We start from the raw sequence: 26,781 nt of genomic DNA, 5'->3' as shown, positions 1-26,781 counted from the left end.
TCTCTCTACCCCTCCGCCCTCTGCGGGGGGGGTTTTATAATCAGGTTCCGAACTCAGATACCCAATTCAAACTTCAGCTTACGAAGTGATATCGAGTTTTAATATCCTGAATTCAATGGATAAAAAAAAGATTTTCGCAAAAATTTTCGGATTTTCTCAAGCTTTGTCGCAGTTATTTGATTGATCTTAAGATAGGTCATTCCCCCTCATCATCCCCCTAAAAATTTTTATTTGTGTGATCAATTAACCACCAACAGAATCACTTAATAGTCACTTAATATTTTTTTTGTATAATCCTCGCCAGGTAAATTGTGACCTAACTATTTAGCCAAATATCACAATGACCTAACTTAAAAACAAATCTCTAAAAAGTATTCGAGGGGAAACTAAAGATGGGCGCTAGTAAAGATATAGTCCGTAAGCAGATTGACGATCTTAAAAATTATACAGATACTGTTGCAGCGGTACATTTATTAAAAGAGGTGGTAACTAGTGGGGCTGTAGTTACAATAGGTCGAGCTCAAGAAATTATTGCTATAGAAAATAAAGAAAAAGATCCAAAGATTGGAAATGTCGTTAAAGCGATTTTACAAAGTGCAGGTAATCCTGGAGAAAGCACTAAATGGGTCAAAAAAGATGACGAAAAGCAACATCTTGAAGCTGCAATTACTATTGGTGGCGCAGTTTATACAATTGACTTAGTATTTGATGGATATGATTCTGTTGTAGATACGACACAAAATTATACTGTAAATATTACCAGTAAGTTAAATTCTGAAGTAAGCAGAGGAAAATTATTCTTCGATCATGACCATACAGCTACTGTGAAACTCACCTATGATAAAGATGGTGATCTTCGTGCAGTAACTCATAAAGGGCTAGCTGTTGATACCAAATCGTTTGTTCCATACGCATATCAAAATGAAATTTTAGCTAAATTTCATGATAGTTTAAAGGCAGGACAAGAACAACGACTTGCAGTTATGGGTACCGGTTCAGGCAAAAGTATTGTTATGGCTGGTATAGCACAAGCCGTTGGACGCACAGTCATGATTGTTCCTGATGAAACATTGGTAAAGCAACAAATAAAAGAAACAACTGACCTGCTTAGTGCCGGAGTAGTCAATGGTGTTAAAGTAGCTCCACGAATATTCACTTTAGATTCTATTAAAGGAAAAGTGGACGTTCTCTGGGACGCTTTGAAGAAGGATTTAAGTGATATAGAGGAAGAAGACATACTAAAAATCAAAGCATATTTTCGCAAAGTGATTGCAGGTACTGAACCTTTTGATCAACTTATTTTACAAGCTGAGCATCCCTTATTCAAGATTATCGCAAGTGAAATAAGCGATTCCATGGTCTTAATAGATGAAAGCCATAAACATACTTTTAAACCAGAAGATACAGAGATTTTGAAAGGGATACAAAAAAATAACACAGTTCTGGCATTAACAGCCACTCCAACTTCTGAATTATATGATCTCTTTAAGGGTGCTCCTTTAGACGATTTAAGTCTTGGTGCTGCAATTGAACTAGGAACTATTCGACCGATTAAACCTGAATTGGCTTATTTGGAAGAAGGTGATTTGGTTGACCAAGCCGTGGTTCACTACTTTGATGATTATTATCTCGAAGCAGGAATGATGGGTTATGTTGATCCTGTTGCATTAAAGAAACAGATCATACAAGCGGAAATAGGAATTGAAGACTCTGTCGCACAAGAAAGAGCTATTAATCAGGCTTTAGTATTGAACCGAATCCGTTGCCAACGCAATATGAGTTTTTCTGACGACAAAGAAACACGCGAAAAATTAGCTGGAATCTATCAAAAAATCGCCAATGGAGATAGAGAAACTATTGAAAAATATCAAGGTGAGGTTGCAAAACTTAGACAAAAATCTGAATGTGACGCACGATTGCAATTGGCACAGAAGTTTGGCGCCGTAGATGAAATAGAGTTCCGAAAAACTGTAGTTCTACCGGTAGTAAATTTAAAGCAAGATATCGATACAGAACAACAAAAAGATATTCAAAGAGCAATCAATAGCTTTGCTCTTGCTCTTGTCTTCAATGAAAAGCAAACAGATATCGCGGAAAAAGACAGAACTCACAAATTTGATAACTATTTATCTGAATACGATCAGCATATTGTGAAATATAAAAAGGAAGTGTTACCTGAACCCTATGCTACCAAGCTTGAATCATGTGAAACAAAAAACAGGGAAACACTAAAAGAAGCCTTAGAAAAGTTAGGCGTACCTATTTCCAATTTGCCTGCAGCACAAAAGGAGGCCATTACTAAATTGATATTGGATAGAGCAGAAGCAATAGTAACCAAGATCAAAGGATCTGAACCCATATCTGAAGTGATAAAAGGGGCTCCTCTGCCTAATTTAGTCACTTTGCAAGCAACTGAGAATTATTCCGGTGCTATTGATATGAGTACGAATCAAACTACAAAAGATGAGCAAATTGCTCAAATCGAAGTAGGATTGAGAACTCATATTGTAGCGGATCAGGTGATTGCAACAGGGGTTAGTATCAGAGATATCTTGAACGTGCAAATTATCAATACTAATTCGCCCGTCATTGAATCAGATATCAATGTGATTAACGGAATCCTGTCAGGACCACAGGCAACTGGCCGTTGCGTAAGAAATAAAGACACCGAAGCTCGTGTTCAACAATACATTGATCAACGATATGAAGGCAAAGGTCTAATTCTTACTGTACATGACGTGATTGATGTTAAAAACTCGGCAGTGAAAGCAAGAGAGGTTTTAGAAAGCAGGGAGAAACAAGCTCAAAAAGAAGCGGCTGTTGTTCGCCTCCTGAAGACTGAGTTAAAAGGTTTCGACGCATTTACCTTGTTTCAACAATGTGTACCTTTACATGATAGAATTGAGGGACTTGTTAAAAAATTGGACGTTCTCGATAATCTTTTAAAAGACAAAGAGAAAAGCGTGGTTACTTACAAGTTAACAAGGGATAGAACCGAAAAGCAATATGAGTCTCAGAAAGAATATCTTGAACGAGATATAACAACTCTTGCGAAAGAGTTAGAAATTATCCCTGGAAGAAAAGGTAAGGCTCCTGAAACCAGACTTCCATCTGAGTATGCTCGAAATGCATCACTTTATTTAATGTGGGTAAAAATAACTCTTAAGCAAGCAACACTGAATGCTACAACAGAAAAAGTACGCTTTACTCTTGAGCAAATAAACCACGAGATAGAAAAACTGGAAGACGCTATCAAAGAAATTCAAGTTACGTACGAAGAAGGAAGTTTAGAACTGCAGAAACTGAGAGTCCAAGAAGAGCGTATGATACAAGAAATAGAAGAAGCCAATAAGCGATTTACTTCGGTGCAATAATGGAATAAATATTCTTCATAGTTCATTAAACCCTCCGCTTGCGGAGGGTTTTTTATTATGTACTGGCAATGGGATCCCCAAGCTAACCTTTACTCGTCTTTAATAATTAAGTAGATCAGAAGAACTAAAAAAGTAATAAATATTTGGAAGGAAGTTGTCAGAGCACCGCTTAACAATGAGGACATCCATAGGCCAAACCATTCACCTGCTACTGACATAAATAGCACGTGCCAGGTTAAAAATCCTAAAGTAAGGCCTGCTACAGCCCAACGCTTGGCACCATTAAATACCAATGCGCTTGCATGTCGCACTTTAAATAACTTCCATGCGCCTACACCACAAATTACCGTGGTTAACAATTCAAAACCAATGATAACCAGATATATTGCATGATGCAGTATGGGATTGGTAACGGCTCGATAACCAATTAAAGAATCCGGAAATATATCGCTCATCATGAGTGTGCGCTTGACCGCAGAAAAATTGACATAATAATCAGAAACATTCCCAAAAACATCCAGGAAACAGTAAAACGCAATTGCTAAAATACAAATTATTTTTGATTTTCTTATCATTATTTTCCCGTAGTATTTCTTACAAAACGCAATAATATATGATCGGTCCGCGCTGCAGATTCCTGAATGGCCATACTTGGACTTAGAAAACCAGCAAACATCGCTTCCAAAACCTCATCATTGATGCTACGAATCTGATTTTGTGGACCAAAACGTTGTAATGGCTTTTCGGGTAACTCAGCTGCCAAATCAGCACGTGCTGTCAGTAAGGTAGGATGGCGACTGCTGCGCAAGATATCTGCATAGACACCGTGTAACCCTATAGGAAGATAACCTGTATGTTCATGCCAACGTTTTTGTGTTTCAGGTTTGGCAATAAATGCAAAGAATAGGGCTATTCCTCTGTAATGTTTCTTAGTTTGTCCGGCCACTGCCCATAATGCAGCGCCTCCAGCAACATTCGCATGTCTTAGCTTACTTACTTCTGTATCCAAAGGCATGCTGGCAATGCCTAAATGAAAAGGAACCAAGGCGGATAAACTATTGTATGCCCCAGAAGATTGGCTAAATAAAGGACAAATACCGCTGGTAAATAAAATAGTGGCATCATCAACCCGGCCTGCATATCGAAAATAATGCAGTGAATGCCAACGTTTTAAACGTTCAAAATGATGGAGTAATTGCGGTGTGGCATAAACAGCCCGTACAGGATTATTCTGAGTTAAAGGCAATCCATGGATTGCCAAAAACGATTCAAAAAGCACCCATCCCGGATAAGCTGTGGTATAGGTACAATCATAACCCGCTTTTTTTAATCTCTCTGCCAATACTTCCATCTCGGCCCAAGTCCGTGGGAAATTGGCTTGGGAATAACCTACTTTGGCAAGTATATCCAGATTGTAATACAAAGTGGCAACTGAGAGATTAAAGGGCAAGGCCATTAATTGACCGTTATTGCTATAAAACTCACGCACCGATTGAATAAAATCTTCTTGGGGTAAGCTCATCCCTTGCTCTTGCATCAGCTCGTCTATTGGCTTGATGACACCCTTTGGCGACTCCATAATGGCGGTCCCTACCTCAAAAATTTGCACAATTGCCGGAGGATGATGCGCTCTGAATGCAGCAGCAAAACTTGTTAATGTCTCTACATAATTTCCTTTATAAACAGGTTTAATAAAATATTCATTTTGACTTTGATTAAAGTCGTCCGCGAGTAATCTGACTTCATCTCCAAGATGTCCGGCCATTCCATGCCAAAAGACCAGTTCAACTCGCTTTGCCTGGACAGAAAGAGTAGAAAAGAGAATGAATAAGAAAAGCAATAATTTTTTCATGCCAGTAAATCAGGATAATCACTAAAAACCGCATCAACTCCCCAGCCAAATAACTTATTAGCCAAACGTCTGCGATTCACCGTATAAGTACAAAGTACATAGCCCGCTGCTTTAATTGCTTTAACCCGCTCCTCGGTTAAAACCCTCCGATTCAAATGAATGGAAAAACACTCTAGCTGTTTTGCTTTTTGCAACCATTGCTCATCCCAAGCATGCAGTAGTAAACCTAAGGGCATTTCTGGAGCAATACTGCGACATAAAACTAAAGCATCCCAAGAAAAACTGGAAACTAAAGGCAGATCTTTATCCTGTGGCCAATAACGCTGAATGTGGCTCATTACTGCTACTGCAGTTTGTTCTTCTGTACCAGGATAAGGTTTAATTTCCACATTTGCCTGAACGCCTGAAAAAGACAACCATTTCAGTACTTCTTTAAAATGAGGAATAGGTTCGCCTTTAAATTGCCGTGAAAACCAAGAGCCTGCATCCAATGAGCGCAAATAGCTGGACTCCACCATGCCGACTTCACCGCGTCCATTTGTTGTTCTTTTTAAATTGTCGTCATGAATTACAAAAGGTTCTCCATCAGCACTACACATCACATCAAATTCAATAAAACGACATCCTAAAGCCAAAGCCTTGTCAAAAGCAGCCAAAGTATTCTCGGGAGTATAAGCAGACGCCCCTCGATGCCCAATAATTTTTTCAACAACCAACAAAATGGATTCCCCTTGTGAAAGTGCTGTTTTTTTGTACAAGACTGCGATTCATTGCTCCCCCTACTCTAATCATCTCAACCTATTATACCCTACGTACTACGCGCATAAAGCGCGGTACGAGGAAAACTATTGCTTACGATTCGAAGCAACCTCAACAATTGCAGTTAGTATTAATTCATTGCTGACCGTCAAAGCCGGAGCCGCGGCGGCTGCTTCTCCTACCATCATGGTATTCATCGTCTTAGCTTGATAAGGTCTTGGCAGAGGGGGATTAGTTCCGTCAACAAAAACCAAATTACTGACGCTGTAATTTTGTCCTGGGTATGCCTTATTAATACGAGCAAGCTCATCATTCACTTGTTGATACAGGCGTTGTCGAATTTGTCCTAAAACAGCCTGAGTTTCATCGAAACTTGGTTTGAAATCAACACTGGATATCTCATATTTAGCACCAGGTAAACTCACCTCTTTGGCATTTTTATAAATATCAGTCAACACTTCCTGACTTACTCGTGCTTGTGCTTGTACATATAACTTTTCAAGACCAGAACTATCCTGTGATCGATTGAATTCGATCAAATGCCATTCTCCTTTTGCGATTTTGGTTAATCGCTCCATAATATCAGCACGTGCCTTTACTAAATCAGCGCTGGTTAAAGTCACATTAATATTGACTCCCAATAAAGCAGTTTGAGTTGTCACCCATTGTTTTGCTGAAAGTTGAAAATCAATTTTATCAAGAACTAACTGAGGAGGAAAAGAAGGCGGTAAGGCATTTTCAGCAAAAACAAACGGCGTGACTAACATTAAAGCCAACATTCTGACAGCTACTTGGCGCATGACTCTCTCCAACATGATGAATAATGAATTTAAGTGTATACCAGCATACCTTAAGACACCAAATTATTAACCTTTACCATTGATTTAATCAAAAAATAGGAATATAACTTCTGCAAAATATTTGCAAGAGGAGCAGAAACAATGATGTCAGTGGACAATATATCAAGTAATAACCCAATAATAGCTGAAGATGATTTCCTCGATTACGCCCTCTCTCATGGTTTTGGTGACTTACATTTTAAAGTAGATCCTGCAACTGGAATGAAAGCAATAATCGCCATTCACAATACCAAATTAGGTCCTGCTTTAGGTGGTTGTCGGTTCATTGAATATCCGAGTACGTATGCTGCGATCCAAGATGCCATGCGTCTTGCCCGAGGAATGAGTTTCAAGGCGGCATCGGTGAACTTGCCTTTGGGAGGCGGTAAATCCGTTATTATCAAACCCAATGGCCCATTTGATCGCGCCCAATACATGCATCAATTTGGTCGATTTGTTAATGAATTAAATGGACGTTACATCACGGCACTTGACAGCGGAACTGAATTGCCAGACATGGATATTATTGGGGAACATACCCCCTATGTAGCTAGTTTATCCAAGTACCATGGTGATCCTTCACCTTCTACAGCCAGAGGTATTCTACGAGGCATTCAAGCAGCTGTCGCCTTCAAACTAGGAAAAGAAAGCCTAAAAGACATTCATGTGGCCATTCAAGGTTTAGGTCATGTTGGATTTTTGCTCGCCAGACATTTGCATGAATTAGGAGCTTCTCTGACTGTGGCTGACATTTCTCCCACTGCAGTAGATCGTGCTGTTACCGAATTTGGCGCTAAAGCAGTAAGTACCGATCAAATTCACAAAGTACCCTGTGACGTTTTCTCACCTTGTGCTTTAGGTGCAATTATCAATGACATTACTATTTCCCAACTGCAAACTACAATTATCGCCGGTGCAGCAAATAACCAGCTGGCTCATACGTATCATGGTAAAAAATTGCACGACAAAGGCATTTTATTTGCTGTAGACTATGTCATTAATGCTGGTGGATTAATTTTTGCGGCATCTAAATATCTTCATACTCCCGAAGAAAAAATTAACGAACAGATCGATGCAATTTATGGCCATTTAACTGAAATTTTTGCTCTGTCTGTAAAAGAAAATTTACCTACTAGTGAAATTGCGGATAATTTGGCAAAAGAAAAATTATCTTAGAGGTTTGTTGACACTATGAAACATTTAAGCCTAACTCCAAATCTTTATGAATACATGATAGATAAATCTTTGCGAGAACACCCTTCTCTGACTGGCCTACGCAAAGTAACCTCTACTATGGAGTTGGCGAACATGCAAGTCGCGCCGGAGCAAGCACAATTTATGCAATTGCTCTTGCGTTTGATTCATGCAAAAAATGTTTTAGAGTTAGGTACATTTACTGGTTATAGTGCTTTAGCAATGTCTTTAATGCTGCCTGATGACGGTAAGCTCATTACCTGTGACATCAATGCAGAATGGACAAGTAAAGCACATCCTTTCTGGAAAGAGGCAAAACAAGACCATAAAATTGAATTACGACTTGGTCGTGCTTTAGACACGTTACACGCATTAATCGCTGAAGGTTGGGAGCAAAAATTTGATTTCATTTTTATCGATGCCGACAAAACCAACTATGTAAATTACTATGAATTGGCATTAAAACTAATTCAACCTCAAGGGCTAATTGCTATAGATAATATATTCTGGGATGGTAAAGTAATCGATGAGAATGAAACAGGTGGACAAACCAGAGAGATCAGGAAACTTAACGAATTGATTAAAAATGATCAGCGTGTGTTTATTAGTTTATTGCCCATAGCAGATGGATTATTTCTAGTACAACCATCTTAGGGACCGAATGCAGCCAGGGTGAAGCGCCACATCTCTGCCTATACCCCACAGCTTGTCCGCGGGGTCCAGTGTTTTAGTGCAGAGCTTCTGGATCCCGCGGACAAACCGCGGGACGTAGGAGAGCAGAACAGGACAGCACGTCACCCAAGCTACGGAGACTGGCTTCCCACATCTTCTGTAGTGTAAGGAATTGTTATATAAGTACCGAATAATTTTAAAGGAGTAAATAGACAATGCAAACAAACAACAACCCCTGTGGATTAGATGGTTTTGCTTTTCTAGAATTTTCAGGTCCAGATAAAAAACGCCTGCATCAACAATTCACTGACATGGGTTTCCAAGCTACTGCACGTCATAAAAACCAAGACATCACTTTATTTCAACAAGGTGAAATTCAATTTATAGTAAATGCAGCCGAACATTGCCAAGCTGAAGATCATGCCAAGATTCATGGAGCAGGTGCCTGCGCCATGGGATTTAAAGTCAAAAATGCCCAAGCAGCGTTTGAGCATGCAATCAAGCATGGAGCAACTGCTTTTGAAGAGTGTACCCATGCTCATCATGGTTTACTTGGTATCCAGGCTATAGGTGGAAGTGTCATTTATTTTGTTGATGATCAACATCAACCCTTTTCTGCTCATTGGGAACATCAACCCAATAAAAATGTAGAAGGAAATGGTTTAATCATGATCGATCATTTAACCCATAACGTATTTCGCGGCAACATGGATAAATGGGCTCAGTTTTACGAGTCCATTTTTAACTTCCAGGAAATTCGTTATTTTAATATTAAAGGAAAAATGACTGGCTTATTAAGCCGTGCTCTGGGCAGTCCTTGTGGGAAAATCAAAATCCCTTTAAATGAGTCCAAAGATGATTTATCGCAAATTGAAGAATTTCTTCACGAATATAAAGGTGAAGGCATCCAACATATCGCACTAACTACTAACAATATTTATCGTACGGTGCACACATTAAGAGAACAGGGCGTTAAATTCCTTGATGTTCCAGATACCTATTACGAAATGTTGCACGATCGTCTTCCCTGGCATCAAGAGCAAGTCGATCGACTTCAAGAAGAGAAAATTCTAATTGATGGTGAGAGTGACCCGAAACATGGTTTATTACTGCAAATTTTTACTGAAAATATCTTTGGCCCTGTGTTTTTTGAAATTATCCAACGCAAGGGCAATCAGGGATTTGGTGAAGGTAACTTTCAGGCTTTATTCGAAGCCATTGAACGAGATCAGATCAGACGTGGTACTTTGAAAGAAGAATCTTTTTAAAGAATGTGGTCTGAAATATTTTGTAACCTGGGTACAGCGCAGCGAAACCTGGGTTTTATGAACATAAATCACTTCTCAATCCCGGGTTCCGCTGCGCTGCACCCAGGCTACAACTATTAATGAGGGACTTATGAAACTTGCCAGTTTAAAATCAACATCACGAGATGGGGAATTATGCGTAGTCAATCAATCATTGACTCTTGCCATACGCGTACCCCAGATTGCTGCCAATTTGCAATACGCTCTAGAACATTGGGACACGGTAAAAGATCAGTTACAAAAGGTCTATCAACAACTTAATGAGGGGCATTTGGCAAATGCCATCAACTTTGACCCACAACACTGTACGTCCCCCTTACCACGAGCGTATCAATGGGCTGATGGCAGCGCCTACGTCAATCATGTTGAGCTTGTGCGTAAAGCCCGTGGTGCTGAACTGCCAGCTAATTTTTGGACTGATCCTTTGATGTACCAAGGAGGTTCGGATTCTTTCCTTGGCCCCAGAGACCCCATTTTAGTTGCCGATGAAGCATACGGCATAGATTTTGAAGCAGAAGTTGCAGTGGTAACTGATGATGTCCCTATGGGCATGAGCTCTAAAGATGCAGGTCAACATATAAAATTATTGATGCTGGTTAATGATGTTTCATTGCGGAATTTAATTCCAGATGAACTGGCAAAAGGTTTTGGTTTTTTCCATTCCAAACCTTCCAGCAGTTTTTCTCCTGTTGCCATTACCCCTGATGAATTAGGCAATGATTGGGACGGTCAGCGTCTGCACCTCCCTTTATTGAGCCATCTAAATGGACAATTATTTGGCGAACCCAATGCTGGAATTGACATGACCTTTTCTTTTCCAGAACTCATTCAACATGCGGCAAAAACCAGAGTCCTTGGTGCTGGAACGATTATTGGTTCAGGGACTGTTTCGAATATTGACCGCAGCAAAGGATCCTCATGCATTGCTGAAAAAAGAATGCTGGAACTCATAGAACAAGGCCAGGCTAAAACATCTTTTATGCATTTTGGGGATCACATTCGAATTGAAATGCTCGATCAACAAGGAAGAAGCCTGTTTGGCGCAATCGATCAAGTCGTAGAACGGATATAAACAATGAAACTTTATGACTATTTTCGTTCAACGGCCTGTTATCGCGTTCGTATTGCCCTGAACTTGAAAAATATCGCTTACGAAAAAATTGATATTCATTTAGTGAATCATGGTGGGGAGCAACATAGTCCTGAATATCGAAAGATAAATCCTCAAGAATTGGTTCCCAGCCTGGAAGTCAATGGAAACGTTATTAGTCAATCGCTTGCCATTATCGACTATCTGGAGGAGGCTTACCCAGCCCCTGCCCTATTACCTCAGAATCCTCTGGATAGAGCTACTGTAAGATCTCTTGCTTTGATTGTTGCTTGTGATATGCATCCTCTGAATAATTTAAGGGTATTAAATCGATTAAAAGAGCAATTTCAAGCGAATGAAACACAAGTTACAGAATGGTACCATCATTGGCTTAAAGCAGGATTTGACGCTTTTGAAGCGAAATTGCAGCATATTGAGCGCAGTCAATCTTTTTGCTTCGGTGATGCGATTACTTTGGCTGATCTCAGCCTTATTCCCCAGGTCTACAATGCAAACCGTTTTCATTTCGCAATGGATAACTATCCGCTGATCAATGAAATCAATACTCATTGTTTAACCCTGGCACCATTCCAAAAAGCAACTCCTGAAGCAACGCATCAGATGTAGTATGTGTTTGCCTCAGTGAAGCATAGAATAACCGAAGTTTTATGATGCCTAACCCGGATGATGCTGCGCTTCACCCAGACTACAGTTTCGAGAAACTTAAAACGCCGAGACTTCCTGATTTGTTACGACATTCAATAAAAATTTATTTTCGATCAATAGTCAAATCGGAAAATGATTTTTCCTCAATATTCTGTTTAGAACCATGCTTTACTTAGTTCTACAGTCACAACACCTTTTGGGGTTTTTTTAAGCATACTCCATACTGTTTTACATCGTTGTAAATGACCAACCAGGTAATTTTTTTTGCTGCATTGGTAACGCACTGGCAATTGATCGTAGATTTTTCCTGAATCAATTGCTTTACAACGCTCTCCAGTGGTTAACTCGACACCCCAAGGATAAGCGCGAGACATATCCAAAGTTTTATTGAGATCATTATCCAAAGGCTGCTTCACATTAATCTGCACACTATCTCCACTCCAGGGAGATTGAGGACATATAGCCTGTGTTCTGTTTGGACCTGCTTTAACAAAGCACGGATCATAAGTTTTGCCATTTGCACTACAACGCCAGGCATCTTCGCGGACGATGAGTTGCGATTGAGAATAGCACTCTCCCTCGACTATCTTTTTCACTTCAGGGGATGCCTGCTCTGTCGCATCGCCATAAGGTCTGTATAGTTTTAATATCGTATCATTTGCTGCAGCCATAAAAGAACAAAAGAATAATGAAATACAGAGTACTATTCGCAACATAATGTTTCCTCAATGATTCTAGTGGCCTGCTTATAATTCTGCGAATTGAAAACAGATTCGACTTAAGCACTTTCATTTTTGCTAAGATAAAATTTAAAATTTTGTTTTAGAAGTACCGCAGTGGAGCAGAAAATCCATGCCTTTTGTACCAAGACAGTAGAAATGCGGATAACCCCAGTGTATCATCTCATTTTTAGTTAAAGGTATCTATACTTCATGAGGTCACAAATTGCGATTTTTTGGCGTATCCAGCCTTGCTAACCTAATGAGTTCTTCAATCGAAAATGTATAAGAATGATAGAATTTAAAAAATACTCAGGCATATTTCCATGTCGCTCGCTTGAGTGAAAATGACCTGATTTTCGAGCACCGAAGGGCATGTACCCAAAGTATGTCATAACCCGGAAATCAGGATAGTTTGGCCAAGAGAATGAAATGGAAACAAGCCCTAAAAATGCTTTGTGACCAAGCAAAAATATATACAGAGTGAGGAGTAAAAAATGACCAAAGTTTTTACCATAAAACAGTGTTTAGATGGTGAAATCAGCATTGATGAACACGTTACTGTTAGAGGTTGGGTAAAGACCCGACGTGATTCCAAAATGGGCTTATCTTTTATTAGCCTGCATGATGGCTCCTGTTTTGCTCCTATTCAAATCGTAGCTACGGATGGTTTATCTAATTATAATGAAGAAGTCAGCAAACTTAATGCCGGATGCTCTCTGATTGCCTCAGGGAAATTAGTCGCTTCACAAGGAAAAGGCCAAGCTTTTGAAATTCAGGCTGACTCGATTACAGTCGTAGGTTGGGTAGAGAATCCAGACACTTACCCTATTCAGGCGAAACGTCATACACTGGAATTTCTACGCGAGGTAGCCCATCTGCGACCTCGTACAAATACAATTAGTGCGGTTACGCGAATCCGCCATTGCCTATCACAAGCAATCCATCGTTTTTTCCATGAGCAAGGTTTTTTCTGGGTACATACTCCCATTATCACTTCAAGCGATTGTGAGGGTGCGGGTGAAATGTTTCGCGTATCCACTTTAGATCTTTTAAATGTACCTAAAAATGAATACGGCCAAATTGACTTTAGCAAAGACTTTTTTGGTAAAGAGACTTTTCTTACTGTTTCAGGACAGTTAAACCTAGAAGCCTATTGTATGGCTATGTCCAAAGTATATACTTTTGGACCAACTTTCCGCGCTGAAAACTCAAATACAAGCCGCCATCTGGCTGAATTCTGGATGATCGAACCTGAAGTTGCTTTTGCAACTTTGCAAGATATTTGTGATTTAAGTCAAAGTATGTTGCGCTATTTATGTAAAGCTGTTCTTGACGAGCGTGCGGATGATATGGGCTTTTTCAATCAATTCGTTGCCCCCGGATGTATTGAACGCCTAGAACATATTGTGGATTCGGATTTTGAAATCATGACTTACACCGATGCCATTAAAATTTTGGAAAAAAGCGGTCAGTCTTTTGAATTTCCTGTGAGTTGGGGATTGGATTTACAGTCTGAACATGAACGCTATCTGGCAGAAATTCATTGTAAAAAACCCGTGATACTTACTAACTATCCTCAAGAAATTAAAGGTTTTTACATGCGTCTCAATGATGATGGAAACACAGTTGCCGCTATGGATGTTTTAGCACCGGGAATCGGTGAAATCATCGGAGGCAGTCAGCGCGAAGAACGCCTGGATATTCTGGATAGGCGCATCGAGGAATGCAATCTAAATAAAGAAAGCTATCAGTGGTATCGAGATTTGCGTCGTTATGGCACAGTACCTCATGCGGGATTTGGTTTAGGTTTCGAACGATTGGTAAGCTATGTTACTGGTTTAGCCAACGTACGTGATGTTATTCCTTTCCCACGCACACCAGGACATGCCGATTATTAAGAATAAGTCTATCTTCTTGGAATATGAAGCAGAGTTCGATACGAACTCTGCTTCTTCCAATTCATTAAAATATTGTAGGCCAATAGGTTAGAAGCGAATCAATTCACTCTTAGAAGATTCTTCTTCATTGGGATCTTCGAGTATTGTTTCTAGTTTCTCGATATTAGACGATTGCATATCTTTTTCTTTTAAGGGATTACGGTTTTTTGGGGGAGACAAGAAACCTTGGGAAGTTAATGGGGATCCAGCATCTGCGAGCACATATTGATTTTTGTCTGTCGTGATCTTATTTATTAAACTTTGAGAGTTACTCAAGGGGATATTTCGAGGCAAATCATCGGCATCGGTTGATTGCTTTTTAGCCGCCTTTTCAGTTTTTTTAAACATCTTATTATTTCCTATTTTATCATTCTAAACAATTCCGGTTGGATCTTAACTAATAGCCCAAATCTACTTAAAGTCAGATAAAATACCCTCTCCCAGCACTAAAACCCTATCCATTTGATTGGCTAATTGATGATCATGCGTCACAATAACCAAAGCAGTATTCATTTTTCTATTCAATCCCAGCATTAAATCAAATACTTTTGTTGCGGTTGTCTGATCCAGATTTCCCGTAGGTTCATCTGCCAATACACAATAAGGCTGGTGCACTAAAGCTCGAGCTATCGCAACCCGTTGTCGTTCTCCACCTGAAAGCTGTGCAGGTTTATGTGTTTTTCTTTCTTTTAGACCAACATCATCCAACATTTTACTTGCTTCAGCCTCTGCAGCCTTCACTGAAATATTTGCTAATAATAAAGGCATACAAACATTTTCAAGTGCTGTAAACTCGGGTAACAAGTGATGAAACTGGTAGATAAATCCCAAACCCTGATTACGTAGTTTACATCGTTGTTTTTCATTTATTGTTTGCCAATTTACATCCTTAATCCGTACATCTCCGCTTGTTGGCCTATCCAATCCCCCCAACAAATGCAATAAAGTGCTTTTCCCAGACCCTGAAGGCCCAATAATTGCTAAGCGCTCACCTTGAGCTATGGACAAATCAATCCCTCGCAATACTTCAACTTTAGAAGTACCGTCGTTGTATGACTTGCATAGTTTTTCCGCATTTAAAATAATCTCACTCATAATGCAAAGCCTCCGCAATCACTGTTTTTGAGGCCCGCCAGGCAGGATAAATTGTTGCGAGAAAACTCATTAATAATGCCATTACACACACCTTCCATAGATCGCTAAACAGAATCTCGGAAGGCAAATAATCAACAAAATAAATACTGGACGATAAAACTTTAACATGAAACCAGCTTTGCAGATGATTCACAATTGTGGTCGCATTTTTTGCCAATACTAATCCACCAAGTAAACCAAACAAGGTGCCTACAATTCCTACCATCATTCCTTGCACGATAAAAGTCCATAATATGGTAGAAGGAGTCGCACCAATAGTTCTTAAAATTGCGATCTCTGCTTGTTTGTCATTAACAACCATCACCAGGGAAGATACCAGATTAAATGCAGCCACAGCGATAATCAGTAATAAGATCAGAAACATCATTGTTTTTTCCATTTTAACCGCTTGGAAAAATGCACCATATTGTTGCGTCCAATTGCCCACCTGATATTCGCCACCCAATAAATGAGATAATTGAGCAGATAATTCCGGTGCCTGGTAAACATTATCTATTTTCATTTTGATACCAGTTACCTCATCTCCCATTTGCAATAATTTTTGCGCATCACCCATATTGATAAATGCTAATTTAGTATCAAAATTAAACCCGCTTCCAGCAGAAAAAACCCCAACTACTGTGAATCGCTTAAAACGAGGAATCATTCCGGCAGGGGTAACTGTTGCTTGGGGAATCATAACGGTGACCTTATCCCCAATCATCATTCCCAGGCTGTCTGCAAGTCCCCTACCCAAGATAATGCCAAAATCTTTTAAATTATTTAGACTCCCAGCAAGCAATTTATCTTTTAAGTGGCTCATCTGTTGTTCTTTTTCGGGTAAAATTCCCGTCAAGACAATAGGTAAAACCTGTCCATCATTAACCATTAATCCCTGTCCCCCAACATAGGGCGCGAGTGCTTTAATTTCAGGAATTGTTTGGATTTTTTTTGCCACTTCAGGCCAATTACTCAGTCGTTCACTAGGCCCGGAAACCGTAATTTCAGGGGCCATCCCGAAAAATCGATTATGGATTTGCTGGTCAAATCCATTCATTACCGATAAGACCGTAATGAGAACCATCACTCCTAAGCCTATGCCTAACATCGAACTTAACGAAATAAAAGAAACAAAATGATTCTTTTTTCTGGAACGCGTATAGCGCAACCCCATAAAAAGGGCTAATGGTTTATACATATTTGCTTTGATTTTGGTTAAAGTCTTATTGTAGAGAAAAAATCATCCAAGAGATATACCTTATACCCAGTTCCGATTTATTATTTTCTTCATCAGATAACCCACAAACTTATCCACAGAATTTGTGGATATCTCTTTATGCAGGACGGTTGCCTTCTCTTATACCTTATATTTCTATAAAAATCATTAATTTTACAAATTGTGAATTTAATTTATTTAAAGTAAGATGTTTTATCAATAAAACCAGTATTTGACTTAAGAGGAGGACGATTATGGCTTCATCGCAAGTAGAAATAAAAAAAATTATTCTCAGTGATAAGATTATTGCCTTAATCAATAAACCTGATGTTCCTTTTGATGAACTGGATGCTCTGGTGGGTGAAGAACTTCAGGTAGTTCAAGGTGGCGAAGCACTTGACCAGTTAACTGATTTCATTCATCTCGTTTCCTTCATTAAAGCAAAACAGTTTTCAAACCCTGTTTCGGCCTTGCGCCTGTTTATTAATGAAAATACAAGCCAGGAATCACGTAAAGCGCTGATTAAAGCAATTATGATGACTCCTGCACGCGATGATAAAATTTATGAGCTCATCTGTTTTTTAGCCCAAAAAAATAAACTTGCTCGATATGCGCAAATAACTCATGTGACCCCATTTCGTTTTAGCAGGCATGAGGGTGACCTGCAATATACGGAGGAATATAGCGAGTGGTATTTAATTTTTGATCTATTTGGGCTCTGTAAAAACCTGCCTTCTGAATTAATTCCTTTAATGGCAGAATTATTAACTACGGTGAATTACTCCGGGGAAGATCTGCGAACACTTGAACAATTTCTTAAGTTCGTAGGCAAGCTCGATCTGTTGCGAAAAGATATAATAGAAGAAATGCTCCCTCAATTAAGGTATAAAAAAAGTATAGAAAAACTTCAATCGTTCCTGGGCTATTTACAAAGTAATGATTTGTTGCACCCCACTGTTTTAAAACACATTCTGCCCTTATTACATCATTTAGACGCACTGAATATTTTTTTCAATGTCTACCTGCACGAACTGCAATCTGTTGGATCATGCGAAGAAACATTAGAAAGACTCAATCTATTTTGCCGACTTTCTCTCCCTGCGAAAGGAAGTTATGATGATGTAGTACCAACCAATACCCCGTTACATCAAGCCATTATCGATCGCAACTTTTTTAATCTGAATCAAGCATTGGACTTGGCAAACCCGAAACTGCTCTTAGCAACCTCGTATGACAATACAGCCCTGCTCTTAGCCTGCAAACTAGCCGATAAAGAGGCTGCAACGCATATTTTGGAAAAAATGCGCGCGTTAAAATGTAGTGTAAATCAAACAGACAATCATGGGATGACTGCGCTTCATTGGGCAAGATTTTATCATTTTGATGATTTAAGTAGGGCACTTATTGAAGCAGGTGCCCATGAAGAATTAAAAGCAACAAATGGTAAAAACTGTACCTACTTCGCAAAACATCAATTTACGCTTACTGATTTTAAAATAGAAGGTCGTGAAATTGTCGAGGATTTCTTCAAATTAAAAAATTGTGCCTTGACTGACATTGCCTTTCATGCAGATAAAGTTGCCTTGAATTTAAAATTAACCACATCAAAAGAAGTAATGGATTTGTATCAAAATGATGAAATGGCTCAAGTGCGCTCATCCAATCGTTTCTGCTTATTTTTTAAAACGTTTCGTACTCGATTAATTGAATGGTTAGGTAAACAAAGAGAACTGGATTATCAATCCAACTCGCCAGCAGCGGAACAAAGAGTAGTTCCTAGCTAAGTGCAAATATGACTGGGTGGAGTGATCCAGGAATCAAGAAAGGATACTCGGTAGTGTATTTTTTAAATCAACGAGCGGTTATCCTATATAACTAATATGTAAAACCTGGTATCAGGTAAGGTAATGTGTATGAATCCTAGCTCTTGGTATTATCCTTCCTTCATAGCTTTGTGTCTTTATGGTGTCTGGGGCTATTGGGGCACAAGAGCATCAAGTTTTATTAATCCCCTGTCCATCACTTTTTATTCAAGCATAGGTGTATTAATTTCCGGCATCATCGCATTGGTATTACTTGATTTCAAACTGGATCTTTGCCCTAAAGGGAGTGCATACGGACTATTGAACGGTTTAGCAAGTGGGGTTGCCTGCATTTTTTTCATTGCTGCGCTACGTAATGGACCTACAATGCCCGTAGTGCTTGTCACATCAATGTATCCTATGATTACTCTATTGTTAAGCGTTGTGTTTCTGAAACAAGGACTAACATTCAAACATGGATTGGGTATGGTCTTTGCAATTCTTGCTTTAATCTTATTTGCTACAGAATAAGTTGATTGGTGCCCAGGGCCGGAATCGAACCGGCATGGTGTTACCACCGAGGGATTTTAAGTCCCTTGCGTCTACCTGTTTCGCCACCTGGGCAATCGATTATGGAGGCTGAGGCCGGAATCGAACCGGCGTACACGGCTTTGCAGGCCGCTGCATGACCACTCTGCCACACAGCCCCAATTAATACTTCTGTATCTTCTTCGTAGCTCTAAAAAAAAAAGCGACTTTTTTGTCGCTTTAATTTGGAGCGGGAAACGAGACTCGAACTCGCGACCCCAACCTTGGCAAGGTTGTGCTCTACCAACTGAGCTATTCCCGCGTCTCTACGGGGTGTGATTCTACCGAAATTTAACACCCTGTCAATAATAAAATTAATTTTTTTTCGTTAATTCTGGCCAAGCAATTACCAGGTAAATAATCATCGACCAAATCGTTAAAATTGCAGCCACATAAAGTAAGACAAAACCAAAGATACCACCCCAAGTATCAACCGGATTAAAAGCGAGCAATAAAAATAAAGCAATCATTTGTAAAAACGTTTTTATCTTACCCACATAACCTACGGTAACACTCGCCCTTCGGCCAATCTCAGCCATCCATTCACGTAATGCGGAAATAACAATTTCACGTCCAACAATGACAATAGCAGGAATAGTAATGTAATTAATTTCCTTAGCTCCTACCAATAACAGCAAACTGGTGGAAACCAATAGCTTATCTGCCACAGGATCAAGAAAAGCACCAAAAGGAGACATCATCTTGAGTTTACGTGCCAAATAGCCATCTAACCAATCAGTAAAACTTGCTGCAGCAAAAATACTTGCTGCCAACATATGCGCAAATGAAAAAGGCAAATAAAATATAATAACAAATACTGGAATCAGCATAATCCGCAGCAATGTTAATAAATTCGGCAAACTGGTTAATGTACTCAACGCTTGATACTCCCTATACATATGACTAAATAAAGCAACCCCCATCCTCTGAGTAAGCCCAAAAATCCAGCCTAAGTAAAATGAAACATAACCAGGAATCCTGGAAGTTACCATGTTTCTTGCCTAGGCAGAACAATTACGTCTGTAGTTAACTACTTTTCGCTAAATTAAGGAAATCGATTACCTGTTTATAATCATCAAATACTACGATCGCACCAGCGACCTTAAGGGCTGCTTCTTCTTGTTGATGATAAATATCTATTCCTACAGCAGTAACTTGAGCACTTTTTGCCATTTCCATATCGGTTAGTGAATCGCCTATCATTAAAGTTGTCGCAGCAGTTCCCCCATACTCCTCAATAATTTCCTCCAACATTTGCGGACAAGGTTTTGCAGGGACCTGCCCCGCAGAGCGCGTTACTTTAAACAGTGTATCAAGGCCCGCAGCCTGCAAGGCACGTAACAAGGATTGATGTCCTTTGTTGGTGGCAATTGCCAGGTTTATCTTAGCCTCGTGCAATTGATAGATCAGTTCACGCACGCCAGGCATCAAACAGACATCGGATGAGCGAGAGTTCAAGGCCAATTGTACGGCCTGTAATAATTGTTGATGTTGAGTTGCTGTCAAGTGAGGATAGGTTTTCCTCAAAGCCTGTACTAAACCCAAATCAACATATTTTCTCGCCTGGTGGGGATCAAAGTTACCAAATCCCAGCACATTCGCCTCTGTAGCAACTACATGTAAAATTATCCCTAAAGTATCCGCAATAGTACCTTCCCAGTCAAATACTACCAAATCATATGGATTGCTCATTGCTCACTACGCTCCTCGCACGTAATTGTTTTAGTGCGGTAGAAAAATGGTTATCTGCATCAGCTTGAAAAAAATGCTTTGTACCATTCAATTCAAATTGAATGGATCGTGCATGTAAAAAAAGACGATGATGCTGATTATCTATCCCTTCGATTTCTCCTGCAAGTGCTCCATATTTTTTATCTCCGACAATGACATGTCCTAAATGAGCACTGTGCACACGAATTTGATGCGTACGCCCCGTTTTGGGACTGGCTTCAACCCAACATGCCTGTTGATAATTTTCAAGAAGCCTAAATTCTGTTTCAGAAGCTTTTCCTTCTTCTCTAACCGATACAATACGTTCACCTGATTTTAAAGTATTTTTTTCAAGGGCTGCACGAACAATTACTTGTTTTTTATTTTCCCAGCGATGTGTTAGTAATGCCCAATAAGTTTTTTGCACCTCACGTGACTCAAGCAACGCATGTATTGCCCTGAGCGTACTTCTTTTTTTGGCTAATAAAAGGCACCCTGAGGTTTCCTTATCAAGACGATGAATTAATTCCAAATAATGCAAATCATTCCTGGTTTTTCTCAACGCTTCGATTACCCCAAGACTCAAACCACTACCTCCATGAACGGCAATACCTGCTGGCTTGTTAATTACCAAAAAACAAGAATCTTCGAAGATGATGCTTTCCTTCAGCCGTTTTGCCAAATTATCACTGACAAATACCTCTTTTGATTCTGACAGGCGGATTGGAGGAATCCGTACACTGTCTCCAGCATGCAATCTTGAGTTGATTTGCGCTCTTTTTTTGTTAACCCGGACTTCTCCGCCACGTATAATCCTATAGATATGGCTTTTGGGAACACCTTTTAAAATACGAATTAAGTAATTATCCAGACGTTGCCCTTCTTCTTCATTACTGATTTCTTTATAACTAACTTCACTCATTGTCAATAAACCTGTTTGCTGGGCGTGATTTTTTTGATATGATCGCCTATAGCGTGGGAAAATTTCCATGCAACCGAATTATAACGCATTTAAATAAAAAGCGTGACTATTTACTTTAAAGTATACGCTAGTCATTGAGGAAATGGGGGTTTAACCCAACCTAAATGAATAATTACGTGTTAAAATAAAAAATAGCGCTTCCATTTAAGCTTAAAGATATAAGGAAGCGACCCAATGCCAGAGATAAATTGAGCATATTTTTGACAGAAACCTACGCATGCCAGACATGCTTTATACCGATTATGAATTACTTCAGGGTTTTCGCACGCCTTTGGCTTCATATTTCAACCCGTTTGATTTGTAACCAGTATATTTCACAGTGTGCACCTCTCATTGAAAAGGGAACATGCGTAAAGTCTGTTTTTATGGCTATGGGTTCGCCTAAAGTTCACATCGCTTATTGTTCAATTCCAGATTCTACTGACCTACTACCTACTTGCGGTGAAACACCCGGGGTTCCAAACATTGCTACAAAGCATACTGAAGTGTGCAACGAAGCACAAAAAATCCCGACATCAGCCAAAAGCGTAGAAATACCAGTAAATCTTAGGACTTGTTTACAATTCGCTAGATTGAGTCGCAAGGCTTTGATTTTCGAGCACTGAAGCGCAGCGCATACATCAGTATGCGAGCCTCGGAGCACAGAAAAGCAATGCATTCCTACTCAAGATAGTAGAGTTGTAGACAGGCTAATTGAACCTCTAAGGTATTTTGAGCCTTATACTATCTCAACTTAAATGACTGCGCCCTAATTATGGGGTAATAGATGGAAAAAATGTTAATCAATGCAATACAAACCGAAGAAGTTCGTGTTGCACTTGTGAAAGACCGTTATTTGTTTGACCTGGATATTGAATGTCCTGGTGAAGTGAAAAAAAAGGGGAATATCTATAAAGCAACCGTTACCAGACGAGAACCAAGCCTTGATGCTGTTTTTGTAGAGTACGGTTCCAAACGACAAGGTTTCTTGCCTCTTAAAGAAATTGCCCCTGAATATCTAAGCAAAAATCTTGAAGAATTTGGGGATGAAAAACCACCAATTACTTCGTTAATCCGTGAAGGTCAGGAATTACTGGTCCAAGTAGATAAAGAAGAACGAGGCAGCAAAGGTGCTGCGCTGACTACCTACATTACCTTAGCAGGTTGCTACCTGGTTCTGATGCCTAATAACCCACGTTCTGGGGGAATCTCACGACGTATCGAAGGGGACGAGCGTGATGAACTGCGTGAAACACTCAACGCACTGACTTTACCCGAAGATATGGGACTTATTATCCGCACAGCCGGTGTAGGTAAAAGCCAAGAAGAATTGCAAGATGACCTGGATATGCTGTGCAATCAATGGCAATCAATCAAACAAGCGTATAATACAGAACTTGCCCCCTGTTTGATTCATCAAGAAGGTGACGTCATCATCCGTTCTATTCGCGATAACTTACGCAAATCAATCAGCGAAATCATCATTGACGATCAAATTTCTTACATTAAAGCCAAACAATACATTGAGCGGGTAAAACCTGAATTTTTACCAAACCTGAAGCTCTATAACAGCAGCATTCCCTTATTTAACTTTTATCAGATTGAAAGCCAAATAGAGACTGCATACCAACGACAAGTTATGTTGCCGTCTGGAGGCGCTTTGGTGATCGACAGAACCGAGGCTCTGGTGTCAATTGATGTCAACTCAGCTAAAGCAACTGGTGGGGCAGATATTGAAGCAACAGCCTTCAATACAAATATCGAAGCAGCTGATGAAATTGCACGTCAGTTACGTCTACGCGATTTGGGTGGTTTGGTCGTTATCGATTTTATCGATATGAGTTCCAGTAAGAATCAACGTGATGTAGAAAATCGCTTGAAAGAAGCCTTACAGGCAGATAGAGCCCGTATCCAGATTGGACGTATCTCGCGTTTTGGTCTTTTGGAAATGTCTCGTCAACGCCTCAGATTATCATTGGGTGAAAGCGCTCAGGAAGTTTGCCCACGATGTGAAGGACGGGGGACGGTACGTAATATTCAGTCTCATGGGCTAGCTATTACGCGTCTTATTGAAGAAGAAGCATTAAAGGAAAAGACCGCTGAAATACAAGTACAACTTCCTGCGGAAATGGCAACCTTCATCATCAATGAAAAACGCAGTTTCATTAGAGACATTGAAAAAAGACATAGTGTCACAGTGATGATTATCGCTAATCCCTTCATGCACTTACCTCAGTATTCAATCACGCGGCTAAAAGAAGATAACGTAGGTAAATCTAAAAAGCCCAGTTATACTTTAATTCAACAACCTGAATTACAGGTTACCAGTAGTGATGCTGAAGCTTCTTTACGTGATGAACCTGCAGTCAAATCCTTTACAGAACATCCGCCTGCAAAAAGTGCCCAAACCAGTTTTATCAAACGTTTATGGTCAAGTTTATTTGGTGGTGGGAATACAGACTCTTTAAGTCCGGCACCACAAAGCCAATCTAAAAGAATGCATGGCCGTAATCAGCCTCAAGCAAAAACTTCTAAAGGTTCTGGGGACAGAAGATCACAAAACCGACGACGCCGGCCCAGTGGTAATCAACAACAACGAACCAATACAAATACAAATACAAATACAAATACGAGCCAAGCTTCAGGTCAAAACCGTAGAAAAGGAAGTCAGCAGCAAGGGAATGTCAAATCCTCGGCTCCTAGAGGGGAAAGCAATAAAAAAAGAGAACCTGCAATAAAAGAATAAAGTTGAAAGAATTGTAGCCTGGGTGGAGGCGCAAGCCGCAACCCAGGGCCTCAGATAAAAATCACTGTTTATCACCCGGGTTCCGTTGCGCTCCACCCAGGCTACAGTTTAAATTAAAAGTTTATTCGCTTTACAAATTGAATCCAAGATTTTTAGTTTTCCTCATTCCACAACAAGAAAATTTTTCCATAAAACAAGGAGAGTTTTAAATGATACCTGCAAAAGGCTATGCCGCTCAAAGCGCAAAAGCGCTACTCACCCCTTTTTCATTTGATCGGCGCGACGTTGGGAAAAATGATGTACTGATTGACATCCATTACTGCGGCATTTGTCATTCAGACATTCATCAAGTGAAAGATGAATGGGGCGGCTCCTTATTTCCAATGGTTCCAGGACATGAAATTGTTGGTGTAGTCAGTCAGGTAGGTTCATCCGTTACTCAGTTTAAAGTGGGTGATCCTGTTGGAGTTGGTTGTTTTGTTGATTCTTGCCGACAATGCGAAAACTGCCATGAAGGAATGGAGCAGTTTTGCGAGAACGGAATGACTTTAACCTATAACAATACTGAGCGACATAGCGGTAATCTTACTCAAGGTGGCTACTCTACCAAAATTGTAGTGGATGAAAATTATGTCCTAAGAATTCCTAAAAATTTACCTATGGATGCAGCAGCACCGCTTCTTTGTGCGGGAATCACACTTTATTCCCCTCTAAGACATTGGCATGCTGGTCCTGGAAAACGTGTGGGTATTTTAGGTTTGGGGGGGCTTGGACATATGGGAGTCAAATTAGCCCATGCAATGGGGGCAGAAGTAACTGTATTGAGCCATTCACTGAATAAAGAAGCAGATGGCAAACGTATGGGCGCTGATCATTTCTTTGCTACTTCGGATCCTGATACCTTTCATAAATTAACTAATTATTTTGATCTTATTATTTGTACTGTTTCCGCTAAAATCGATTGGAATGAATACATCAAATTACTTAAACGTGATGGAACCATGGTCGTAGTTGGCATTCCAGAAGAATCCATCCCAGTTAATCCATTTTCCATGATATCCAGACGAAGAAGCTTGGCTGGATCAATGATTGGAGGCATTAAAGAAACTCAGGAAATGCTTGATTTTTGCGGCAAACACAACATCGCATCGGATATTGAATTAATCCCCATACACCAAGTCAACGAAGCATATGAACGTGTCGTGAAAAGTGATGTTCGCTATCGTTTTGTTATTGATATGGCTTCTCTGTCCTAAAAAATTCTATTGGCAACTACTCTCGTACAAGACGTTGGATTGAAATCTTGTTTTGACATTGTAGTCTGTCAGAGATTTTTAGAGCGATTTTCGTTCCTGGTTTCGCTTCGCATCACCCAGGTTACGGCACAGCACTAAGTGTTGCAGTTCCAAATAAACTCAAAATTAATAATGACAGGAAAATAATAATAAACAAAAAGAAGAGCACTTTGGCGATACTTGTAGCCGTAGACGCAATCCCACGAAAACCAAATAAACCTGCAACAATGGCGACAACTAAAAAGATGAGCGCCCACTTTAACATAATGATCTCCCTATCTATAAATAAGAGAATTCTTACCTTTTGATTATAGCTGAAAAAATAAGTGTAATAGGCTTTGTAACTCCAATGCCGCTAGCTGCACCTACCTCTTGATTACCTCTCTGCCTACGCCCCGCGGCTTGTCCGCGGGGGCCAGTGTTTTAGCGCAGATCTTCTGGATCCCGCGGACAAGCCGCGGGATGTAGGAATAAAGCTGGACTGGTTTTTCAACGATGTATAGAAGATTCCGGCTTGTCCGCAAGATCCATTGTTTGCGCAGATTTCCTGGATCCCTCGGACAAGCCGGTGTCTCTTGCTCACATCTGTGCCCTACGCCCCGCGGACAAGCCCTGAACGATCGTCAGTTTTTTAAATTTATCATGTACCACTTAAGTTTCTCTACGTACCGCTTAAATTTCTCTACGTACTGCTTAAATTTCTCTACGTACTGCTTTCCTACGTACCGCGCTTTATGCGCGGTATCCAGGGGGATATTGTAAGATGCCGCTGAGCATTTCTATAGCAACATCCCCTGGATACCGCGCATAAAGCGCGGTACGTAGACGAAGAAATTAAGCGCGGTAGGTAGGCGAAAAATTTAGTGGAGGTTTCTCAAAACTGACGATACCTCAGGTAAACAGACCCTGAACGATCG

The 26,781-nt window shown here is 40.0% G+C and carries 23 protein-coding genes and 3 tRNA genes; 11 read left to right on the top strand and 15 right to left on the bottom strand.

Annotated elements, in window-relative coordinates; all coding sequences use genetic code 11:
- Nucleotides 1-392: 392 nt before the first annotated feature.
- On the top strand, nt 393-3,374 hold the full coding sequence (locus LXO92_RS05605) for a DEAD/DEAH box helicase family protein (RefSeq protein WP_232890542.1): 2,982 nt from the start codon (nt 393-395) through the stop codon (nt 3,372-3,374).
- A gap of 89 nt (nt 3,375-3,463) precedes the next feature.
- Here LXO92_RS05605 and LXO92_RS05600 read toward each other — a convergent pair whose 3' ends face one another.
- From LXO92_RS05600 to LXO92_RS05585, 4 genes are all read right to left on the bottom strand, one after another.
- The gene (locus tag LXO92_RS05600; RefSeq protein WP_232890541.1) at nt 3,464-3,949 is read right to left on the bottom strand and encodes a DUF2165 family protein; all 486 of its coding nucleotides are present in this window, start codon (nt 3,947-3,949) and stop codon (nt 3,464-3,466) included.
- Nucleotides 3,949-5,226 (bottom strand): extracellular solute-binding protein, encoded by a 1,278-nt coding sequence (locus LXO92_RS05595; protein WP_182351754.1) that lies wholly within the window; start codon nt 5,224-5,226, stop codon nt 3,949-3,951. Before LXO92_RS05595 ends, LXO92_RS05600 begins: the two co-directional genes overlap by 1 nt.
- Nucleotides 5,223-5,942, bottom strand: coding sequence for a glycerophosphodiester phosphodiesterase (ugpQ, locus tag LXO92_RS05590; protein WP_232890904.1), 720 nt, complete (start codon nt 5,940-5,942; stop codon nt 5,223-5,225). The genes LXO92_RS05595 and ugpQ overlap by 4 nt, the downstream gene beginning before the upstream one ends.
- A gap of 129 nt (nt 5,943-6,071) precedes the next feature.
- Nucleotides 6,072-6,785 carry a hypothetical protein gene (locus LXO92_RS05585; protein ID WP_232890540.1) on the bottom strand — a complete coding sequence of 238 codons (714 nt, stop codon included), beginning with the start codon at nt 6,783-6,785 and terminating at the stop codon, nt 6,072-6,074.
- 141 nt (nt 6,786-6,926) lie between these two features.
- Between LXO92_RS05585 and LXO92_RS05580 the strand changes: the two genes are divergently transcribed.
- From LXO92_RS05580 to maiA, 5 genes are all read left to right on the top strand, one after another.
- Entirely contained in the window at nt 6,927-8,000 is a 1,074-nt protein-coding gene (locus LXO92_RS05580; protein ID WP_182351752.1) for a Leu/Phe/Val dehydrogenase, read from the top strand.
- A 15-nt stretch (nt 8,001-8,015) separates the two neighbouring features.
- On the top strand, nt 8,016-8,672 hold the full coding sequence (locus LXO92_RS05575) for a class I SAM-dependent methyltransferase (RefSeq protein WP_182351751.1): 657 nt from the start codon (nt 8,016-8,018) through the stop codon (nt 8,670-8,672).
- 233 nt (nt 8,673-8,905) lie between these two features.
- Complete coding sequence (hppD, locus tag LXO92_RS05570) at nt 8,906-9,958, top strand: 4-hydroxyphenylpyruvate dioxygenase (protein ID WP_182351750.1); 1,053 nt, start codon at nt 8,906-8,908, stop codon at nt 9,956-9,958.
- A gap of 130 nt (nt 9,959-10,088) precedes the next feature.
- A complete protein-coding gene (locus tag LXO92_RS05565) occupies nt 10,089-11,069 on the top strand; it encodes a fumarylacetoacetate hydrolase family protein (RefSeq protein ID WP_232890539.1) in 981 nt (326 codons plus the stop codon).
- A 3-nt stretch (nt 11,070-11,072) separates the two neighbouring features.
- Nucleotides 11,073-11,714: a maleylacetoacetate isomerase gene (maiA, locus tag LXO92_RS05560; protein ID WP_232890538.1), complete on the top strand. Its 642-nt coding sequence runs from the start codon at nt 11,073-11,075 to the stop codon at nt 11,712-11,714.
- 194 nt (nt 11,715-11,908) lie between these two features.
- On the opposite strand, the gene LXO92_RS05555 is transcribed toward maiA, so the two are convergent.
- A complete protein-coding gene (locus tag LXO92_RS05555) occupies nt 11,909-12,469 on the bottom strand; it encodes a hypothetical protein (RefSeq protein WP_182351747.1) in 561 nt (186 codons plus the stop codon).
- Between the two features lie 500 nt (nt 12,470-12,969).
- On the opposite strand from LXO92_RS05555, the gene asnS reads away from it, so the two are divergent.
- Nucleotides 12,970-14,373, top strand: a complete 1,404-nt coding sequence (gene asnS / locus LXO92_RS05550; RefSeq protein ID WP_182351746.1) for an asparagine--tRNA ligase — start codon at nt 12,970-12,972, stop codon at nt 14,371-14,373.
- An 87-nt stretch (nt 14,374-14,460) separates the two neighbouring features.
- Here asnS and LXO92_RS05545 read toward each other — a convergent pair whose 3' ends face one another.
- From LXO92_RS05545 to LXO92_RS05535, 3 genes are all read right to left on the bottom strand, one after another.
- Nucleotides 14,461-14,760 (bottom strand): hypothetical protein, encoded by a 300-nt coding sequence (locus LXO92_RS05545; protein WP_232890537.1) that lies wholly within the window; start codon nt 14,758-14,760, stop codon nt 14,461-14,463.
- 63 nt (nt 14,761-14,823) lie between these two features.
- Entirely contained in the window at nt 14,824-15,507 is a 684-nt protein-coding gene (gene lolD, locus LXO92_RS05540) for a lipoprotein-releasing ABC transporter ATP-binding protein LolD (RefSeq protein WP_182351744.1), read from the bottom strand.
- Complete coding sequence (locus tag LXO92_RS05535; RefSeq protein WP_182351743.1) at nt 15,500-16,744, bottom strand: lipoprotein-releasing ABC transporter permease subunit; 1,245 nt, start codon at nt 16,742-16,744, stop codon at nt 15,500-15,502. The genes lolD and LXO92_RS05535 overlap by 8 nt, the downstream gene beginning before the upstream one ends.
- Before the next feature lie 272 nt (nt 16,745-17,016).
- Between LXO92_RS05535 and ankQ the strand changes: the two genes are divergently transcribed.
- Complete coding sequence (ankQ, locus tag LXO92_RS05530; RefSeq protein WP_232890536.1) at nt 17,017-18,546, top strand: Dot/Icm T4SS effector AnkQ/LegA10; 1,530 nt, start codon at nt 17,017-17,019, stop codon at nt 18,544-18,546.
- Between the two features lie 129 nt (nt 18,547-18,675).
- A complete protein-coding gene (locus tag LXO92_RS05525) occupies nt 18,676-19,095 on the top strand; it encodes an EamA family transporter (RefSeq protein WP_232890535.1) in 420 nt (139 codons plus the stop codon).
- A gap of 6 nt (nt 19,096-19,101) precedes the next feature.
- Here the strand turns inward: LXO92_RS05525 and LXO92_RS05520 are convergent.
- The 6 genes from LXO92_RS05520 to LXO92_RS05495 form a co-directional block, all read right to left on the bottom strand.
- Nucleotides 19,102-19,188 (bottom strand) — tRNA-Leu (locus tag LXO92_RS05520).
- Between the two features lie 9 nt (nt 19,189-19,197).
- Nucleotides 19,198-19,271: transfer RNA gene (locus tag LXO92_RS05515), tRNA-Cys, on the bottom strand.
- Nucleotides 19,272-19,338: 67 nt separating this feature from the next.
- Nucleotides 19,339-19,414 (bottom strand) — tRNA-Gly (locus LXO92_RS05510).
- A 52-nt stretch (nt 19,415-19,466) separates the two neighbouring features.
- Entirely contained in the window at nt 19,467-20,030 is a 564-nt protein-coding gene (pgsA, locus tag LXO92_RS05505; protein WP_182352744.1) for a CDP-diacylglycerol--glycerol-3-phosphate 3-phosphatidyltransferase, read from the bottom strand.
- A gap of 148 nt (nt 20,031-20,178) precedes the next feature.
- Nucleotides 20,179-20,844: an HAD family hydrolase gene (locus LXO92_RS05500; protein ID WP_182351740.1), complete on the bottom strand. Its 666-nt coding sequence runs from the start codon at nt 20,842-20,844 to the stop codon at nt 20,179-20,181.
- The gene (locus LXO92_RS05495) at nt 20,828-21,784 is read right to left on the bottom strand and encodes an RluA family pseudouridine synthase (protein WP_232890534.1); all 957 of its coding nucleotides are present in this window, start codon (nt 21,782-21,784) and stop codon (nt 20,828-20,830) included. Before LXO92_RS05495 ends, LXO92_RS05500 begins: the two co-directional genes overlap by 17 nt.
- An 826-nt stretch (nt 21,785-22,610) precedes the next feature.
- On the opposite strand from LXO92_RS05495, the gene LXO92_RS05490 reads away from it, so the two are divergent.
- Complete coding sequence (locus LXO92_RS05490) at nt 22,611-24,569, top strand: Rne/Rng family ribonuclease (protein WP_232890533.1); 1,959 nt, start codon at nt 22,611-22,613, stop codon at nt 24,567-24,569.
- 209 nt (nt 24,570-24,778) lie between these two features.
- Nucleotides 24,779-25,825, top strand: coding sequence for an NAD(P)-dependent alcohol dehydrogenase (locus tag LXO92_RS05485; RefSeq protein WP_182351737.1), 1,047 nt, complete (start codon nt 24,779-24,781; stop codon nt 25,823-25,825).
- A gap of 121 nt (nt 25,826-25,946) precedes the next feature.
- Here LXO92_RS05485 and LXO92_RS05480 read toward each other — a convergent pair whose 3' ends face one another.
- The gene (locus LXO92_RS05480) at nt 25,947-26,129 is read right to left on the bottom strand and encodes a DUF1328 domain-containing protein (protein WP_182351736.1); all 183 of its coding nucleotides are present in this window, start codon (nt 26,127-26,129) and stop codon (nt 25,947-25,949) included.
- Between the last annotated feature and the right edge of the window lie 652 nt (nt 26,130-26,781).

It is taken from the genome of Legionella resiliens, from assembly GCF_021344005.1.
GTDB lineage: Bacteria > Pseudomonadota > Gammaproteobacteria > Legionellales > Legionellaceae > Legionella > Legionella resiliens.
This window is presented reverse-complemented; position numbering and strand designations above follow the sequence as displayed.

Coding starts and splice junctions, on each gene's coding strand:
- LXO92_RS05605 (WP_232890542.1), top strand. CDS start 393: ATGGGCGCTAGTAAAGATATAGTCCGTAAGCAGATTGACGATCTTAAA.
- LXO92_RS05600 (WP_232890541.1), bottom strand. CDS start 3,949: ATGATAAGAAAATCAAAAATAATTTGTATTTTAGCAATTGCGTTTTAC.
- LXO92_RS05595 (WP_182351754.1), bottom strand. CDS start 5,226: ATGAAAAAATTATTGCTTTTCTTATTCATTCTCTTTTCTACTCTTTCT.
- LXO92_RS05585 (WP_232890540.1), bottom strand. CDS start 6,785: ATGCGCCAAGTAGCTGTCAGAATGTTGGCTTTAATGTTAGTCACGCCG.
- LXO92_RS05580 (WP_182351752.1), top strand. CDS start 6,927: ATGATGTCAGTGGACAATATATCAAGTAATAACCCAATAATAGCTGAA.
- LXO92_RS05575 (WP_182351751.1), top strand. CDS start 8,016: ATGAAACATTTAAGCCTAACTCCAAATCTTTATGAATACATGATAGAT.
- hppD (WP_182351750.1), top strand. CDS start 8,906: ATGCAAACAAACAACAACCCCTGTGGATTAGATGGTTTTGCTTTTCTA.
- LXO92_RS05565 (WP_232890539.1), top strand. CDS start 10,089: ATGAAACTTGCCAGTTTAAAATCAACATCACGAGATGGGGAATTATGC.
- maiA (WP_232890538.1), top strand. CDS start 11,073: ATGAAACTTTATGACTATTTTCGTTCAACGGCCTGTTATCGCGTTCGT.
- LXO92_RS05555 (WP_182351747.1), bottom strand. CDS start 12,469: ATGTTGCGAATAGTACTCTGTATTTCATTATTCTTTTGTTCTTTTATG.
- asnS (WP_182351746.1), top strand. CDS start 12,970: ATGACCAAAGTTTTTACCATAAAACAGTGTTTAGATGGTGAAATCAGC.
- LXO92_RS05545 (WP_232890537.1), bottom strand. CDS start 14,760: ATGTTTAAAAAAACTGAAAAGGCGGCTAAAAAGCAATCAACCGATGCC.
- lolD (WP_182351744.1), bottom strand. CDS start 15,507: ATGAGTGAGATTATTTTAAATGCGGAAAAACTATGCAAGTCATACAAC.
- LXO92_RS05535 (WP_182351743.1), bottom strand. CDS start 16,744: ATGTATAAACCATTAGCCCTTTTTATGGGGTTGCGCTATACGCGTTCC.
- ankQ (WP_232890536.1), top strand. CDS start 17,017: ATGGCTTCATCGCAAGTAGAAATAAAAAAAATTATTCTCAGTGATAAG.
- LXO92_RS05525 (WP_232890535.1), top strand. CDS start 18,676: ATGAATCCTAGCTCTTGGTATTATCCTTCCTTCATAGCTTTGTGTCTT.
- LXO92_RS05500 (WP_182351740.1), bottom strand. CDS start 20,844: ATGAGCAATCCATATGATTTGGTAGTATTTGACTGGGAAGGTACTATT.
- LXO92_RS05495 (WP_232890534.1), bottom strand. CDS start 21,784: ATGAGTGAAGTTAGTTATAAAGAAATCAGTAATGAAGAAGAAGGGCAA.
- LXO92_RS05490 (WP_232890533.1), top strand. CDS start 22,611: ATGGAAAAAATGTTAATCAATGCAATACAAACCGAAGAAGTTCGTGTT.
- LXO92_RS05485 (WP_182351737.1), top strand. CDS start 24,779: ATGATACCTGCAAAAGGCTATGCCGCTCAAAGCGCAAAAGCGCTACTC.
- LXO92_RS05480 (WP_182351736.1), bottom strand. CDS start 26,129: ATGTTAAAGTGGGCGCTCATCTTTTTAGTTGTCGCCATTGTTGCAGGT.